Annotated in this window: 11 protein-coding genes; 3 read left to right on the forward strand and 8 right to left on the reverse strand. The window is 41.3% G+C overall.

The genetic code is table 11. The annotated features are described in order from the left end of the window. Positions 1–40: 40 nt before the first annotated feature. Together SVZ03_12700 and SVZ03_12705 are read right to left on the reverse strand one after the other, a co-directional pair. Complete coding sequence (locus SVZ03_12700; protein ID MDY6935066.1) at positions 41–1,240, reverse strand: hypothetical protein; 1,200 nt, start codon at positions 1,238–1,240, stop codon at positions 41–43. A gap of 76 nt (positions 1,241–1,316) precedes the next feature. Continuing rightward, a complete protein-coding gene (locus SVZ03_12705) occupies positions 1,317–3,029 on the reverse strand; it encodes a DUF4398 domain-containing protein (GenBank protein ID MDY6935067.1) in 1,713 nt (570 codons plus the stop codon). Between the two features lie 336 nt (positions 3,030–3,365). Between SVZ03_12705 and SVZ03_12710 the strand changes: the two genes are divergently transcribed. Further along, a complete protein-coding gene (locus tag SVZ03_12710; GenBank protein ID MDY6935068.1) occupies positions 3,366–3,932 on the forward strand; it encodes an HNH endonuclease in 567 nt (188 codons plus the stop codon). A 7-nt stretch (positions 3,933–3,939) separates the two neighbouring features. Here the strand turns inward: SVZ03_12710 and SVZ03_12715 are convergent, their stop codons facing one another. From SVZ03_12715 to SVZ03_12725, 3 genes are all read right to left on the reverse strand, one after another. After that, on the reverse strand, positions 3,940–5,856 hold the full coding sequence (locus SVZ03_12715; GenBank protein MDY6935069.1) for an aconitate hydratase: 1,917 nt from the start codon (positions 5,854–5,856) through the stop codon (positions 3,940–3,942). A 54-nt stretch (positions 5,857–5,910) separates the two neighbouring features. Further along, entirely contained in the window at positions 5,911–7,116 is a 1,206-nt protein-coding gene (locus tag SVZ03_12720) for an alcohol dehydrogenase catalytic domain-containing protein (GenBank protein MDY6935070.1), read from the reverse strand. A 208-nt stretch (positions 7,117–7,324) separates the two neighbouring features. Beyond that, complete coding sequence (locus SVZ03_12725) at positions 7,325–8,560, reverse strand: thiolase family protein (GenBank protein ID MDY6935071.1); 1,236 nt, start codon at positions 8,558–8,560, stop codon at positions 7,325–7,327. Between the two features lie 748 nt (positions 8,561–9,308). Here SVZ03_12725 and SVZ03_12730 point away from each other — a divergent pair. Together SVZ03_12730 and SVZ03_12735 are read left to right on the forward strand one after the other, a co-directional pair. Next, a complete protein-coding gene (locus SVZ03_12730) occupies positions 9,309–9,995 on the forward strand; it encodes a metallophosphoesterase family protein (GenBank protein ID MDY6935072.1) in 687 nt (228 codons plus the stop codon). A gap of 446 nt (positions 9,996–10,441) precedes the next feature. Continuing rightward, the gene (locus tag SVZ03_12735) at positions 10,442–13,087 is read left to right on the forward strand and encodes a valine--tRNA ligase (GenBank protein MDY6935073.1); all 2,646 of its coding nucleotides are present in this window, start codon (positions 10,442–10,444) and stop codon (positions 13,085–13,087) included. A gap of 33 nt (positions 13,088–13,120) precedes the next feature. Here SVZ03_12735 and SVZ03_12740 read toward each other — a convergent pair whose 3' ends face one another. The 3 genes from SVZ03_12740 to SVZ03_12750 all read right to left on the reverse strand — a co-directional run. Next, the gene (locus tag SVZ03_12740) at positions 13,121–13,573 is read right to left on the reverse strand and encodes a hypothetical protein (protein MDY6935074.1); all 453 of its coding nucleotides are present in this window, start codon (positions 13,571–13,573) and stop codon (positions 13,121–13,123) included. Between the two features lie 16 nt (positions 13,574–13,589). Further along, a complete protein-coding gene (locus SVZ03_12745; GenBank protein MDY6935075.1) occupies positions 13,590–15,308 on the reverse strand; it encodes an ABC-ATPase domain-containing protein in 1,719 nt (572 codons plus the stop codon). A 270-nt stretch (positions 15,309–15,578) separates the two neighbouring features. Continuing rightward, a partial coding sequence (locus SVZ03_12750) for a pyruvate carboxylase subunit B (GenBank protein MDY6935076.1) occupies positions 15,579–16,992 on the reverse strand: 1,414 nt, incomplete at its 5' end.

Here is a 16,992-nt window from a genome sequence, read left to right on the forward strand (position 1 = left end):
AGATTCTCCAACCAACCCCTGTCGATAACGATGTTGCATATTACATTCCGAGGAGTTGTTGATAAACCTCTATTTTCCTATGGATATACCTAAGGGAATATTCATTCTCAAATTCTTCCGTTCTTCCCTTCAAATCTCTATAAATTAAGAGTATGGACTTCCAGGATCTTTTCAATTCGATCTGTCTCTTTTCAATATTGCTCAAATTAACAATATAGAGCCTTTTATAGAATAAGGATGTGAATCTTCTTCCATCAGGAGAGAATGATATATCCTCACCCTCAATACCAGGGCTGATAAGTTTCTTAATATTTATAAAAAAAAGCTTCACAATCCCCTCCTTGAGAAATGAAAGAATTCTTGGGTGTGCTGAAAAGGTTATGTTTGTATTGAATGACTCCCTAAGGAGGGTGGTCATCTTTCTCAAGTTGATATTATATAGCTCAACCGAATAATATCCTGGTGATCCCCTTCTCATAACAAATTCATGATTATTGATCCAAAAAACTTCTGTTGATGATGTTATTCCATTTATATTGATTGACGAGTCTCCATACAGTACTATTGCGCTGTATCTGCCTCCACTGCCATTGATAACCAATGTCTTCTGTTTATCAGGCGAGATATAGGCGATAGATGGATTGTTGGATAACGCAATATCTGAATAATCGGATTCCTTAACCAATAATCTCTTTACCCCTGAATCCGGGATAAGTTCAATAAATCCAGCCCCATCCTCGTATATAATTGAATCTCCCCCAGCGATTATCGAAAAATCAAGAAAGGAAGAGGCGCTCTCTTCTTTAGTAATAATTTTGGTTTGCAGATCAATTATTATCCGCTCTCCCCTTGGGATTACCCCACCCTTCTGTTTCAACCTTTTTAGGATGAGATATCTCCCATTATTAGTGATACGCGCAATTGTAATAATACCCTTTATACTACAAATCTCAATACTTCTTTTCGACCTGAGTTGATATTTATAAATTCTGTTTATATTTGACTTTTCTTTAATGTAGACAATATCACCACCGGATGACCATTCTGAAAAGATTACATCCCTCTCTATACATTGAGCGTCTATCTTTTTATATGTATCGAGTTTACTCCACCTAAGCTTTTTAATGTAACTTGACGATGACTTGATGTAAATCTCATCCAGATTGATATCTCTGGCAAAGAGGTTTGGGCATATTAGCAAACCCAAAAGTGTTAATAGTAAGTATTTTAATGATTTCAAAACCACGGGCTCTTCAATATATATTCAACTGATGAATCAGTAAGCGTTGATCTCTTGCTGAATTCTTTATATTCAACTATTCAATAAAGGCTCCTTGAGATTCATCATTTGTATCGGCTTCGCTATTCATTCCTTCTTTATTGAATTTCTCAGTTGCATGGGGAGAATCATTCTTGATAGCAGGATTTTTCATCTTCTCATCTTGAATGGGCTCAACTGGAATCCCTGTCGGATCCTCTCCTATGGCAGGCTCCTTCACCTTCTCCTCCTCAGTGGACTCGACTGATGCTCCGGTTGGCGCTTCTCCTATGACAGACTTCCCCACTTTTCCTTCTTCTATGGACTCAACTGATTCTTCACCTAGCCCTTCTCCTTTGGCAGAGTCCTCCATTTTATCTTCTTCAATGGACTCTACCGGTACTCCAGTTGGCCCTTCCTTTGCATCAATCCCACCCCCCTTTTCTTCTTCCGTTGGTTCAACAGACACTTCAGCGGGTTTCTCTCTTATAGCGACATCCTCCCTGTCACCCTGCTTCCCACCCTCCCCTCTCTCAGGGATCGGGGGAATATCAAACTTTTGACCAGGGAATATTAAATCCGGATCCTTAATCATATCCCTGTTTGCCATATATATTAGTGGCCACAGCCTAGCATTTTTGTATACATAGTATGCGATTCTCCATAGGCAATCCCTCTTCTTAGGATTCAATTTAACTACATACTCCTTATGAGAAACTCGTTTTTGCATCTCTTTCTTCTTCAATTCCCTCTCCTGAGCCTCGATCCTTTGCCTCTCCCTCTCTTTCTCCTCCGCTAATTGAATCTCATCTTCCTTCTTTTTGATATCAATCCAGATAGAACTAATAAGCTCTAAAGCCTCTTGAGATTTTTTACTCGAATCTGAATAGGATTTCCCATCAAATAATTCCTTACCCTCAGTAATGAGCAGGGATGCCCTTTCTATATCCTTCATAACATATTGCCTTAGCTCAGATTCCTTCACCCTTGCTAATTCAATCTCAGCAGTCTTAAGCATTTTTGCCGCATGTCCCATTTTTGTCTTCAACACAGCGATTTGAAGGTCCTTATCTGCCTCGGATATCTTGTAAAATGCATCCTTGATATTTTTCTGATCCAAGCTTGATTTTGCTGCTTCAAGTTTGGAATTAATCGCTTCAATCTCTAAAGGAGCAAACTCAACCCCTCCCTTGGATTTAAGATCTTCAGTATCCTTTAACAGCTTTGCTATATTTTTATTTAATTCCGGTATATTTTCCAGAGCCTTGTTCTTCGCATAGGTCCCATTATGAATAGCCTCTTTTAATTTGAGATAGGCATCATATAATTTTTTATTAATGATCATAGTCTCTGCCTCTCTAATGTTATCATCTGCGAGGTTGAATGCCTCCTGCTCATACTTCTCGGCAAAAGCAAGGTCAGCTTCATCATAGACTTTCCTGGCTTCAGCAAGAAGATCACTCGTCAATGGAGGAAGCGATTTCTCTATTGCAGCATCCGCAAACATCTTGGCTTCCACTGCCCTCTCTTTCGCTGTCTTCACATCATCAGTATTTACGGATTCATGACATTTAAATAGCTGCTCCTTCGCCTTATTGAGCTCTTCCGGAGCGTATTTCTTTGCCTTCACTTCATTTGCCGTCGAAATTGCAGATTTGGCAAGGGACATCTCCTTTATTGGAACTTTTAATTTGCACGAGATAAAACATGAATACGATAAAACAAAGCACAAACACATATACCTCATCGTTTTTAACCTCATTATACTCATATTCATTTACTCCTAGCTTAATATTATAAATTTGATAAATAAGACTACTTCTTTTATCCAAATCTTTCAACAAAAAAATTGCATTTTACTTTACTCGTAATAGGGATTAAGATGAGACTATACTGGTGTGATCCTATTAAAATTCCTTGACTAATATTTTTATCTACAATAAATTTGCCTATACATGGGCAACGCATACCCATTCATATCAGTGACTCAGATATTTAAGTAAATTTAGAGGAATTGGCAAATATAATCATCGAATATCTATGTAAAACTTGAAAATTGCTAAGGCCTTTCTGGTCCATAATAATTCCCGGTTTTAGTGTAAGAACTATGCTGAATTTTGATGTCCTAGTCTTAAATTCAGGGTTTATACCTATTAGAATTACTTCTGTTAGGGAAGCTATATGCCTGGTAACAGCAGAGAGGGCTATCCCTGTGGTTGAAGGAGATACCTATGTTCGTTCCCCATCAATTTCATTAAGGATACCCTCCGTAATATCTATTATTGGCTACAATGGCTTTCATAAAAAAAAGGTAACCCTATCCAAGTTAAATGTAATCTATCGAGATGATATGATCTGTCAGTACTGTGGCAATAGATTCTCGATAAAAGACCTTACTGTTGATCACATTATACCCCGCAGCAGATGGGAACGGATTTCTGGTAATCATTATAGGGATGGCTTTACAAGCTGGGAAAATCTTGTATGCGCCTGTAAGTGGTGCAACAACAAAAAGGGCAGCAAGCTCCTGAGTGAAATAAAATGGCATCTGCTTAGAGAACCCTTTGAACCTCAATATCTACCATATCTTATAGTATCAATGGATAAGGCAAAAAAAAGGGGTTGGCTACCCTTCTGTTCCGTCAATGTTAGACTTATTGAGATGATTCCTTAACGCATCATTAAGAATAGTTCAAAAGGCCCCCTGCCAACAATATCTTTCTCTGTCGAGTTGTTGCTAAAATAAAGAGTTCAAGGTTTTTCCCACCAATTTCAATAGCAATAACCTCCTCATGTAGAATATTTTTCCTTAAATCCTTTACAACAAACTCATCACCCTCTGCTATTCCACTATAATCATCTTCATTAGTAAATGTGAGGGGCAAAATTCCAAAGTTTATTAGATTTGTGGAATGAATCCTCTCAAAGGACTTTGCAATCACCAAACGCACTCCAAGGTACATTGGACATATCGCAGCATGCTCCCTACTCGATCCCTGGCCATAACTCAATCCGCCTACAATTGCGGTGTATAATCTCCTATTCCTGTTTTCCATGGCTCTTTTAGAAAAGCTAGGATCAATATTCTCAAATACAAATTCAGAATATTTTGGTATATTTGATCTCAACAGCAACCTCTGGCCTGCGGGCATTATGTGATCGGTTGTAATATTGTCCCCCAACTTGATTCCAACAATTCCCCTGATCTCATCCATCAATGGCTCAGTCTTTGGCACCTTGCCTATATTCGGACCCCGTGTTATGAGAATCTCTTTATCTGACGGAGGGATAATGAGTGAATCATCAATGATAAATTTCTCAGGTATTGCTATACTTGGATAAACATCTGACGGAAGATGAGTCGGATCAATTAGTTCTCCATAGATAGCTGAGAGGGCTGCGGTTTCAGGGCTCACAAGATAGATATTTGCGGACTTTGTTCCTGATCTTCCTTCAAAATTTCTATTATTGGTCCTTAATGAAACACCCCCTGTTGGGGGAGCCTGTCCCGCGCCTATACAGAAACCGCAGGCTGTTTCCATAATCCTGGCTCCGCTCTCTATGATGTAGCTCAAGGCGCCATTTTTTGCAATCATCTGGAGGACCTGTCTCGATCCAGGGGCTACGATTAGACTCACATCAGGAGAGACCCTCTTCCCCTTTAACAATTTTGCTACTATCATAAGATCCTTATATGAAGAGTTGGTGCAGCTGCCAATGGCAACCTGATCTACCTTCATACCACTCAGATCTGCAACCCTCTTAATATTATCAGGTGAATGTGGGCATGCCACCATTGGATAAATTTCAGAAAGATCAATCTCGATGATTTTATCATATTGAACCTCCTTCCCTGGCAATATTTCCCTCCAATCGCCTTCCCTCCCCTCTGCCCTCAAAAAATCCCTAGTTACCTCATCGCTTGGGAATATTGATGTGGTGATTCCAAGCTCCGCGCCCATATTGGTAATAGTCGCTCTCTCAGGCACTGATAAGCCCTTGATCCCTGGCCCTGAATATTCAATTACATTCCCAACATTGCCCCTTGTAGTAAGAATTTCCAGCACCCTTAATATAATATCCTTCGCAGCTACCCATGGACGTAGAGTGCCCAATAATCGTATATTTATCACCCTTGGGCAGATTAAATAATAACTCGCTCCACCCATAGCTGCAGCCACCTCACAGCCTCCTGCCCCAATGGCTATCATCCCTATACCCCCAGCAGTAGGGGTATGACTATCCGAGCCTAGGAGTGTATAGCCAGGACGACCGAATCTCTCTAAATGAACCTGATGACATATCCCATTCCCGGCCTTTGAGTGATATATACCATAGTTTGCATTCATTGACTGAAGATATCTGTGATCATCTGCATTCTCATATCCCATCTGAAGGGTATTGTGATCTACATAGGATACAGACAGATCTGTCTTTACTCTAGGTATTCCCATAGCCTCAAACTGAAGATATACCATGGTGCCAGTTGCATCCTGAGTAAGAGTCTGATCGATCCTTATCCCTATCTCATTCCCTGGAGCTATTTCCCCATCCTTCAGATGTTCCCTTAATATTTGGTAAAATACTGAGTCAGTCATTAAATAATTATCCTCTCTGAATATTAGTTGGAATTCACAATTGAAAAATAAATATTACATCTCATGATCAATCACAATTTTAATAGCCTCTGAACGACTTTTATCCAGAAAAGTGTTTACTGCCTCCTTAAAGTCATCCAACCTATAGCGATGTGTAATTAAACCTTCCATATTTATCTTCTTCTCTGCAATCAACCTTGTGGCAATATCAAATGAGGTCTCACTATCATACTCATTGGCATGGCTGTTGATCCCTGACAACTGCACCTCCTGATACCAGATGGGGGTGTAGTCAATCTTTCCAGGTTTTAGATTAATCCCCAATATTATCACATGTCCGCCAGCCTTTGAAAGACGAAGGGCATTGTTTATGCTCCTGTCATTGCCTATGGTATCGTAAATGATATCATACCCACCTAATAGTATCTCATTTCCAAAAAATCCACGTATGTATTGGGCATCCGTCCTTTTTGCAACATCCCTAAATAGATCTTTACTACCCATCAATACATCATCCGCGCCGATCTTCATTGCAGCATCCACTTGAAAGGGGTATTTGGCAAGGGCATAAACCCTGGACTCCGGCTCAATGGCCTTAGCTACGGCTATAGTCATTAAACCGATAGTGCCACAACCTATCACAAGAATCCTATCCCCCTTTTTCGGCCTGTCTCTTAGAACGCCATGCACAGCGCATGCAGCGGGCTCAATAAGGACTGCTTCATCATCGCTTATCTCATCCGGCACCTTATGAGGCTGACTCCTGTGCATTATCATATATTCAGAAAAGCCACATCCCGTATCAATAACAGGGGGTTCAATCTTACCCAAGTTTTCGCATAACATATAATTGCCATCTGCACATTGCATACAAGGAGGATCAAACTCCATCTGGAAACATGAAGGCCAATCGATGCGAAGGACCACACGATCACCAATATTTATTCCCTCAACATCAGAGCCTACATCTACAACCTCACTAAGCAACTCATGACCAAGATATTTCCTTGAAATGCCGGGTATTGCCGCTGGGAAACATTTAGGATCTACCTCCATATAAATAAAGTGAATATCGCTTCCACATAATCCGCAAATCTTGTTCCTAACCTTTAACCATCGTTGATTGGGGATCTCAGGATCACTCACCGATTTATAACTAATTGGAGATAATCTTCCCAGTGCGGCATTCTTATTGAATTTAATTGCGATATTCGTCATGATTATCCTGAAAATATTGTTTTCAAAAAATAGGGCTTTCATGATCTTATCCTCCCTAATAATTCCCCACTAGTGATTGAGAAGGGAATGACACTAAACGTTTATTTCCATCTCAATAAACCTACAAGGTAATATTAAATTAAAATAAAAAAAGGGCATAAATTGATCCATGCCCTTTTTTTGTGATTATTGATATAATCCAAATTTAAATATTTGAATATTCCAATCCGTTTCCAATTTTTCAGATGGCTTATACCCTCTCAACCACAGTAGCAATGCCAACACCACCGCCACCGCACATCATCTGAAGTCCAGCCTTGCCGTTAGTGCGTCTCAGGTGATGGACCATTTCTGCGAAATAGACAACTCCCGACGCTCCGATCGGATGACCTAACGCTACTGCCCCGCCGGTAGGATTTTGGCGTGGATCAAAGCGATCATACCCCAGATCATCAGCGAATTGAAGAAGCGGCGAGACAAACGCCTCATTGGGCTCGATTACGTCAATTTTATCAATTGTTAATCCAGCGCGCTTAAGGGCCTTTCGCGAGGCCTCTATCGGCGCTAGAAGCATTGGCACTGGCTCGCCTCCTGAGTTAGCACAGGATGATATTCTGCAGATTGGCTCCAATCCTAGCTGCTCAGCCTTATCAGCGCTCATAATTATTGCAGCAGCGGCTCCATCCACTATTTGTGAGGAATTTCCTGCTGTGACCATGCCACTCTCCTTAAAGGGTGTTGGAAGCTTGCCAAGATCCTTAAGAAAGGTATCAGGATCATCCACCGCCTTCTCGCGATATGTTTCATCCTTTTCAACTCGCCTCTTCTCACCTTCCCATTCAAACTCAAAGGGAATGATGAGTTCAGCATGCCATCCCTTGCGGGCAGCCTCGGTTGCCTTCTGCATACTCCACATCCCCCACCTGTCAAGCTCCTCTCTTGTATGGCCCTGATCTTCGGAAATCATCTCAGCGCACAAACCCTGTGGAACAGCCATACCACCCTCCTCAAAGCGGGGTGTCATGCGCACAGGATAATTCGCCAGCATCGCAGCCTGAACATCGGAACCCATGGGATAATGAGACATCAATTCCACACCCCCTGCCACAACGATGTCACCCTCGCCGAGCATAACCTCATGTGATGCCATCTGTATGGCCTTGAGCCCTGCATTACAGTACTGATTGACTGTACAGGCCGCGGCTTCCTTGGGTATCCCGGACAGAAGTCCAACCACACGACCGATGTTGATAGCCTGCTCGCCAATCTGGCTTAAGCAACCCACAATTACATTCTCAATCTCTATTTCATCAAATTTACTGGATTTTGCGTGTACTCGATCAAGCAAACCACGAATAGTATTAGACAATAGATCCTGTGCTGATGCCTGACAAAGCTGACCATTCTTCTTCATCCCATCCCTTCCTGATTTTCCGATAGGGGAACGGACCACATCAATTACTACCGCTTCTCTTAGTTTTGCCATAGTTTATCTCCCTTAAATTATTACTTATTATTTATCTATCTACTCTAATCAAATAATTCAAATTGACCAATCAGATTATACTATATGGAATAAAAATCCTTTAAACGATAATTAGCAGATAATGCATTTAATCCAATCCATATAGAATAACTCATCCAAGATCTAATTATGTCCGGCAATAAAATCTTGATAAAAATTTTCTCTATAGAGTTAACCGGAAGAAGGAAATAATATTGATTAAGTAGAATAATGTATAATTACCCATGTTTAGGGCAAAATACAAATATGACATGGATATTTGGATGTCAAGTATAAAATATCATCGCCATCTACAATATATTTATTCTCATTCAAGCCCTTCAACATCTTATTAGCATATATAACATCCCCCAAAAGAGCGAATTGTAAGTTTAAAGCTTGGGGATTAACTAACATTTTATACTGAATTTAAATAACTATCAAAACAAATCAAAAAAGAAGCTTTTATTATTTTAATAAAAGCGCCAACTTACTTGACACACTGCATTCCTTCATAATAAAGGTTATTATTAATAAAACCTTAAGGTATAAAAATAGACGAGCAGGGTTTCTAAGAAATCAATTTATAACCCTTAGATCCAAGAGATGTAATAGGGCTGAGAGTTGAAGTATTATACTACTTCAACGCAATATTAAAGAAGGACCATAGCGCTTATAGGGAAGTAACGCATATATACCATGTTTTGAATAATCCTTTCATGAGGCAGGGATGAAGATATTTGCCATTAGCGATGTACATAGCTGTACAAAGGCATTTGAATCAGCTTCCGAATTGATGTATGATTCTGATATTATAATCATCTCCGGTGATTTGACCAAAAAGGGCACAAGAAAAGAGGCATTGGAGGTATTGAGTCACATTGAAAGACATAATAACAACATCATAGCTGTTCATGGAAATATTGATAGATCTGAGGTAATGGATATTCTTGAGGAGAAGGGATACAATCTGCATGAACGAGGAAGGGTAATAAAAGGGATTGGTTTCTTTGGTGTTGGAGGATCTAGCCCAACTCCGATTAACACGCCAACAGAGTATAGTGAAGAAAAAATAATGGAATTTCTAAAAAAGGGATATGATGTAGTTAAGGATACAAATACAACCATCCTTGTTACCCATGCCCCGCCAAGATGGACAAGGGACAGAACCTTTATGGGATTAAGGGGGGGAAGCAAAAGTGTAAATAAATTTATGCGTAAAAATCCCATTGATCTTTGCATTGCAGGACATATTCATGAGGCGGATGGGGTAGAGAATCTCGATTTTGGAATAGTAGCCAACCCAGGAAGCTTTAAAAGGGGCAAGTTCCTCACAATAGATATAGACGAGAGTATATCAATTCAACGAGGAAAGATAAAATATAATAACATAACAATCCATCCTCACTGCTATTGAGGCAAGTCGCACTTCTATCACTATTATTCAAATACCCCTTAAACATAATCCTAATCGAAATAATAAGCAACATCCTATTTATATTCCTGAGTCCGCTTTATAAATGAATAGCAATAATGGACTTGCCCCGATTGACTGCGAATGCAACCCAGATAATGCTGATGGAATATTATAATTCATAGAGATCACAAACCAATAATATAAACATTTAAAAAACTAATTGACACTGGGGAATACAAATTCTTAAAGTATTCCATCCATATAATGTGGATATGCATAATAGCTGTAACGAGCATGTTAATCATCCCAAGGATATATCTTTATAAGATTATCATTTAATTTGCTTTATATTAGACCAAATGATATAATTTTATCAACAATATAGACTGTTTGAGCAAATTGAAAATATTCACAATACATTAACATGATGACAAATAGGAAAACGAATGGAACTCTCTTCTTCTTATGATCCAAAGCTTGTTGAAGATAAATGGTACCAGATATGGGAAGAGGAAGGACTCTTTCATGCCTTAGAGGATGATGAGCTTGAATCCTTTTCAATAGTTATTCCCCCTCCAAATGTAACAGGAAGCCTCCACCTTGGACATGCCTTAAACAATACCCTGCAGGATATTATTATTCGATGGCAGAGGATGCAAAGGAAATCGACTCTCTGGATGCCGGGGATGGATCATGCCGGTATTGCTACCCAGAATGTGGTTGAAAGGCTGCTCCATCAAGAGCAAAAGACAAAACATAAAATCGGAAGGGATGCTTTTGTAAAGAGGGTATGGGAATGGAAGGAACACTCGGGGGGACAGATAAAGGAGCAGCTCAAAAGACTGGGTGCGTCCCTTGACTGGGAAAGGGAGAGGTTTACCTTAGATGAGGGACTCTCCAAGGCCGTAAGGAGGGTATTTGTAACCCTATACAATGAAGACCTCATATATCAGGGATATAGAATCATTAACTGGTGTCCCCGTTGTGGAACAGCCCTCTCTGATATTGAGACGGAATATCATGAGATACAGGGGAAACTCTACTATATTGCCTACCCTTTAGTTGACACCAACGAGACAATTGATATAGCCACAACAAGGCCAGAAACCATGTTGGGCGACACCGGCATAGCGGTTAATCCCGGGGACAATAGATACAAACACCTGATCGGCAAAAATGTCCTTCTTCCATTGATGAATAGGGAAATTCCAATATTTGCAGACAGCTATGTTGATAAGGAATTCGGCACTGGATTGGTTAAGGTGACCCCTGCTCATGATCCAAATGACTTCGAGATGGGACAAAGACATGGCCTTGAAGAGATCAACATTCTGGATAAGAATGGAGATATCAATGATAATGGCGGGCAATATTCGGGATTATCTCGATTTGAGGCAAGGGATAGGATTGTTGAGGATCTGAGGAAAGAGGGACAACTTGTAAAAATAGAAGATTACAATCACTCAGTTGGTCATTGCTACAGGTGCCATACAGTCATTGAGCCATACCTATCGAAACAGTGGTTTGTAAAGATAAAACCGATAGCCAAGGAGGCGATAAGGGCAGTAGAAGATGGCAGAATACGCTTTGTTCCCCAAAACTGGGAGAAGACCTACTTTGAATGGATGCATAACATCCGGGATTGGTGCATTTCCAGGCAACTCTGGTGGGGGCATCGGATACCCGCATTTTACTGCAGTTCCTGTGAAAATATTATTGTATCGATGGAGGATCCTGAAAAATGCGATAAATGCGGCTCAATGGACATTTACCAGGATGAGGATGTTCTGGATACCTGGTTTTCCTCAGCGTTATGGCCATTCTCCACCCTTGGATGGCCGGAGATTACTCCCGCACTAGAGAAGTATTATCCTACAAATGTCTTAGTGACCAGCTTTGATATCATATTTTTCTGGGTCGCGCGAATGATTATGATGGGATTAAAATTTATGGGTGATGTGCCCTTCCATGACGTATATATTCACGCCCTCATCAGGGATGAGCATGGCAACAAGATGAGCAAGTCCAAGGGCAATGTTATTGATCCCATAATAATGATGGATAAATACGGAACTGACGCCCTCAGATTCACATTGGCGGTTCTGGCGGCACAGGGAAGGGATATCATACTATCTGAAAAACGCATCGAAGGGTATAGCGCCTTCTGCAACAAGATATGGAATGCCACCAGATTCATCCTAATAAATCTGGGTGAGGGCTTCAAGCCAGAGGGAATTGATGTAGGGACTTTAAACAATTTTGACAAATGGATATTGCATCGTTTGAATATTGTTATAGATAATATAACCACAGCATTTGCAGAATATAAATTTAACGAGGCTGCCCAGACAATTTATGAGTTCTGGTGGCATGAGTTCTGTGATTGGTACATAGAGCTGACCAAATCTAGACTATACTCAGAGGATAATACACAGATTGACTCCGTCAATGCGGCCAAGCAGGTATTATATCACGTTTTAACAAATTCGATCATACTATTACACCCCTTTATGCCCTATATTACTGAAGAGATATGGAGCAAAATATCCAATTCCTCAAAAAAGAGGATTGCCATATCCGACTGGCCTGAGATCAATGAAGAATATAATTTTCATAAGGCATCGGAAGAAACCGATATCTTTAAAGAGATAGTTTACAAAATAAGGAATATTCGAGGAGAGATGAATATTCCCCCGGACAGGAGGGCAACCGTTATCTTTAAAACGAAGAGTCAGGGATTGATCTCCCTGATAAAGCGTGATCAGATAAACCTGAAGGCGCTCGCCAAGGTGGAAGAGATAATTATAAAAGAAGATTATAATCCTGAAAGGACTGACGCCATAGCTGTTTTGCATAATGCTGAACTGTTTATTCCACTAAAAGAGCTTATTGATATAGAGAGGGAGAGGGCCCGGATCGAAAAAGAGATAATTAAAATTACTTCAAATCTTGATAAAATGGGAAAGAAGTTATCAAATAATAACTTTCTACAAAAGGCTCCTGAAAATATTATTTTGAAAGAAAAAAAGAAGATGGAAGAGTCTGAGTCGCTCCTTTCCAAGCTGAAGGAGAGTTTAGCCAAACTCCCCTAGGTTAGATGAATTATAAGCATAATCCCCAGCCATCTATAGAGGATCAGAGGATGCATAATGGCTGAATACTGAGAATAGAATATAGACTGAGGGCACAAAGATATTAAGATAGTATCCAAAACTGATCTCATGCGGCTCCGCCTTTGTCAACTCGCCAGCAAGCGGAAGATAGATTACCCAGAATAGATAATATACATTCAATAAAACTCTAATTAGTACCCTTTTGAGTCCGGAGATAAAAGGAGAGACAAGCATAACAACAATAATGCCCAGCATATAGACAGCCAATGGATTGTTAATGTAATAGTATGCGCCGAAGATATAATACCTTGCCACTGGCAGGACAATTGCAATCAAGCCGGGAACTGAATTCAAAAAAATTATCTTTTCCCACAGGCTAATCCCTTGGAATCGTTCATAACCCCTCTCCAATAACTGAATCAATAAATCAACTAATCTACTAAAGATATTCTTTCTATTTCTCATAGGAGAGTATATTAACTCACCCCCTCTGTTTCATGATTATGGTTCTAAGACGATTTATTGCAGCAGCAAGCTCCAATCCCCTGAACTCAACATAGTCCACAACAGGCCTATTGTTTAACACATCCAAACCCTTATTGTCAATATCATCCAATACACATCCAATGATCTCCTTCATGGTCCTCTCCCCATCCATATACTTCCTTGCATAATTTATGGCATCACCTATTGCCCTTGTCTGACTGATGTCCACCAACTGTTCTACAGACCCAAGATCAATAGTATTTTCGCCAAAAGCGATGGAATGTAATCCCTTGGAGGATATCTTCACCTCCCTTCTGCCCTTGCCTGGATTGATGCTGTGAGATAGGGGGATGCGTTCCGCGATCATTCCAAAGGAATCTCCACCCTCCCCTCTTCTCTCTGCCCTATACTTATGGGCAATGGCTTGAGCCTCACTGGTCAAATCATTGGGTTTATAATCTACCATACATATAACATAATCCGCCACATCAAAGTAATCGCCAGAACCCCCGATTACCAGGATCGACGAAACGCCTAGCTCATTGTAGAGCTGTTTTACCTTATCTATAAAAGGCGTAATAGGCTCCCTATCCTTTACAACAAGCTCCTGCATTCTATGATCCCTGATCATAAAGTTTGTTGCTGATGTGTCCTCGTCTATGAGGAGGGCCTGACACCCCACCTCCAGAGCCTCAAGTATATTGGCCGACTGTGAGGTGCTTCCGCTGGCATCATCAGAGGAAAACCCTGTGGTATCCTTGCCAAAGGGGAGATTGGAAATGAAGGGGGTGATGGAGGTCTTCTCAATACGACGGCCATCCTCTGCTCTAATCTTTACAGCATAGGGATTGGTTATTACGAATTCCCTGCCGTCACCGGGTATATGATTATATATCCCCAATTCAATCGCTTTCAGAAGGGTGGATTTGCCGTGATAGCCACCACCAACGATAAGCGTTATTCCCTTTGGAATTCCCATCCCTCTTACCTCACCCCTGTTAGGGAGCTCTATACTCACGCGCAGGGATTCCGGTGAGTCAAAGGGCACAGACTTTTCCCTCTCTAGGGGACGATCATCCACCCCGCTTCGCCTGGGAAGGAGAGCTCCATCAGAGATAAAGGCCACAAGATTGAGACTATCCAGCCTATCCCTTATATAATCAGCATCCTCAGCGGTCTCGATGTGTCTATATAACCTCTCCCTCTCAATCCCTTCAAAGAATAGGGATGATCGAATAATTTGGGGCAGTTCATCGAATATCATGGCGCGTGCATCCCTGCCCGAGATATTCCTTCCAAATGCGGGAAGTCCCATTAAAATCCTTGCCTCTACAAATTCATCATTCACCAGGAGCGATGTCCGTTCAAGCATCTCCTGCCCGGGCCGATCTATTGAGATCAGTCCGCTCTTGCCAGTGCCCCGATTCCCCCTGCTATATCTCCTCGCGGCATCGTAAAACCTCCGAGCAAGAAAATCCCTCAGGGCTATCTCCCTACTCCTGTTATGATAGGCATCACCAGGGAAACGAGCCCCACACTGCGATACGCGAACCCGAAACCTACTGGGCAAGGCGAAGGGGTCTCCTGATACATGATCAATATATAGAATATAATCTTTAAAATCAAAGACATCCTCTATATCCTTATAGGCCTTGTACCCCTTCCCATCAATTTTCTTCAATATATTTTTTAAATCTGCATCTCTTCTAATCATCCATACTCCATCATCAAATTGGATTTACACTTCCTAAGGGGGGCCTCTTTTGCCGTTAAGGGGATAATCTTTGCCCATCATGGGGCAGGATAAGCGCTCACTATGGACTGCATGTAGCCCTAAGTATGGCGGTTTAGGTCTACTAGGGTGGGATCTGCCCATTCTTGGGCAACCTCTGCCCTACCTTGGAGAACCCTTGCCCCAACCAGGGCGAAGAGTGCGGAACCTGGGGCAGGTTCCTCAAACCCTCAATTTAAGGATATTTCTCTGCTATACCCTCTTATACAATTCATCTAAGGCCTTCTTAATAACCTCATCCTCCTTTTTAACATCCTCCAAGCTCTTTGGTTTTACTTCAGGAGGCTTCTCTGCAAGCCCATACTTCCATTTTAGAAACTTTTCGCCAGTGATCGGGTACAAGGCATAAATGAGGAGATCAAAATCATTCATTGCAATATCACCTATCTTTTCCCGAGCCTTATCGAGTTCAGGTTCAAGATAATCCGCAGGGCGTCCGGCAACAGGCGTCTCCCCACGCTTATACCCCTTTAAAACCTTTTTCTGCACATCAGGATCAATTTCGGTAGGTGTTCTCCCATAAAGGCCGTATACCAGATCCTTAACCTGTGATGTTACAATCTTGTATTTGCCCATTAGGACATTCAAGACAGCCTGAGCCCCCACTATTTGCGAAGTAGGGGTTACAAGGGGTGGAGTGCCCAGTTCCTTTCTTGTCATGGGGACCTCAGCATATACCTCATCTAGTCTATCTAGCGCATTGGACTCCTTTAGCTGGCTTATAAGATTGGATATCATACCCCCAGGGACCTGATGCGCTAATACAGCCGTATCGATGACACTCATTCTATTAGTAGCAAGATAATCGCGGTATTTTGGAGCGATACTCTCTAAATATGATCCAAGTTCAAGAAGCTTTGTAAAATCGAGCTTCGTATCGCGTTCTGTGCCAATCAGCGTAGCGATAATCGGCTCCGCAGCGGGCTGAGATGTTCTCAGGGCAAAGGGAGCCAAACATGTGTCCACAACGTCCACACCAGCTTCAATAGCCTTAAGGTAGGTCATAGAGGCCATGCCGCTTGTATAGTGAGTATGCAACTGCAGGGGTATCTTAATATTCTTTTTTAATTCCGATATCAAAAGATATGCATCATAGGGGGCGATTATCCCGGCCATGTCTTTGATGCATATGGAATCAGCCCCCATAGCCTCAATCTCTGCCGCCTTTTTTAAATAGTATTCCAGATTAAAGACATCTCCGCCCATGCGCCTTTCAGTCAGTGAATAGCAGATTGCGCCTTGAAAATGCTTTCCGTTAGCCTTAATCCTCTCAATACAGGTTTCAAAATTTCTAAAATCATTGAGTGCATCAAAGACCCTGAAGATATCTATACCTGCCTCACAACTCTTATCCACAAAGAGCCTTACCACATCATCAGCATAGTTTCTGTATCCAATTAGATTTTGTCCTCTTAGAAGCATAGAGAATGGGGTTTTCTTAATATATTTTTTCAGCCTTCCTATTCGTTCAAATGGATCTTCAGCTAAGAACCTGTGCATTGTGTCGAATGTTGCACCGCCCCATACCTCCATGGCCCAGAATCCTACCCCATCCATCTGTTCAGCTATTGGCAGCATATCCTCAGTTCGCATTCTGGTCGCCAGA

Source organism: Spirochaetota bacterium (assembly GCA_034190085.1).
Lineage (GTDB): Bacteria > Spirochaetota > UBA4802 > UBA4802 > JAFGDQ01 > JAXHTS01.

Excerpts from the sequence above, each read along its gene's own strand:
- SVZ03_12725 (MDY6935071.1), bottom strand. The coding sequence starts at position 8,560 with ATGGCAAAACTAAGAGAAGCGGTAGTAATTGATGTGGTCCGTTCCCCT.
- SVZ03_12715 (MDY6935069.1), bottom strand. The coding sequence starts at position 5,856 with ATGACTGACTCAGTATTTTACCAAATATTAAGGGAACATCTGAAGGAT.
- SVZ03_12745 (MDY6935075.1), bottom strand. The coding sequence starts at position 15,308 with ATGATTAGAAGAGATGCAGATTTAAAAAATATATTGAAGAAAATTGAT.
- SVZ03_12720 (MDY6935070.1), bottom strand. The coding sequence starts at position 7,116 with ATGAAAGCCCTATTTTTTGAAAACAATATTTTCAGGATAATCATGACG.
- SVZ03_12730 (MDY6935072.1), top strand. The coding sequence starts at position 9,309 with ATGAAGATATTTGCCATTAGCGATGTACATAGCTGTACAAAGGCATTT.
- SVZ03_12705 (MDY6935067.1), bottom strand. The coding sequence starts at position 3,029 with ATGAGTATAATGAGGTTAAAAACGATGAGGTATATGTGTTTGTGCTTT.
- SVZ03_12735 (MDY6935073.1), top strand. The coding sequence starts at position 10,442 with ATGGAACTCTCTTCTTCTTATGATCCAAAGCTTGTTGAAGATAAATGG.
- SVZ03_12740 (MDY6935074.1), bottom strand. The coding sequence starts at position 13,573 with ATGAGAAATAGAAAGAATATCTTTAGTAGATTAGTTGATTTATTGATT.
- SVZ03_12710 (MDY6935068.1), top strand. The coding sequence starts at position 3,366 with ATGCTGAATTTTGATGTCCTAGTCTTAAATTCAGGGTTTATACCTATT.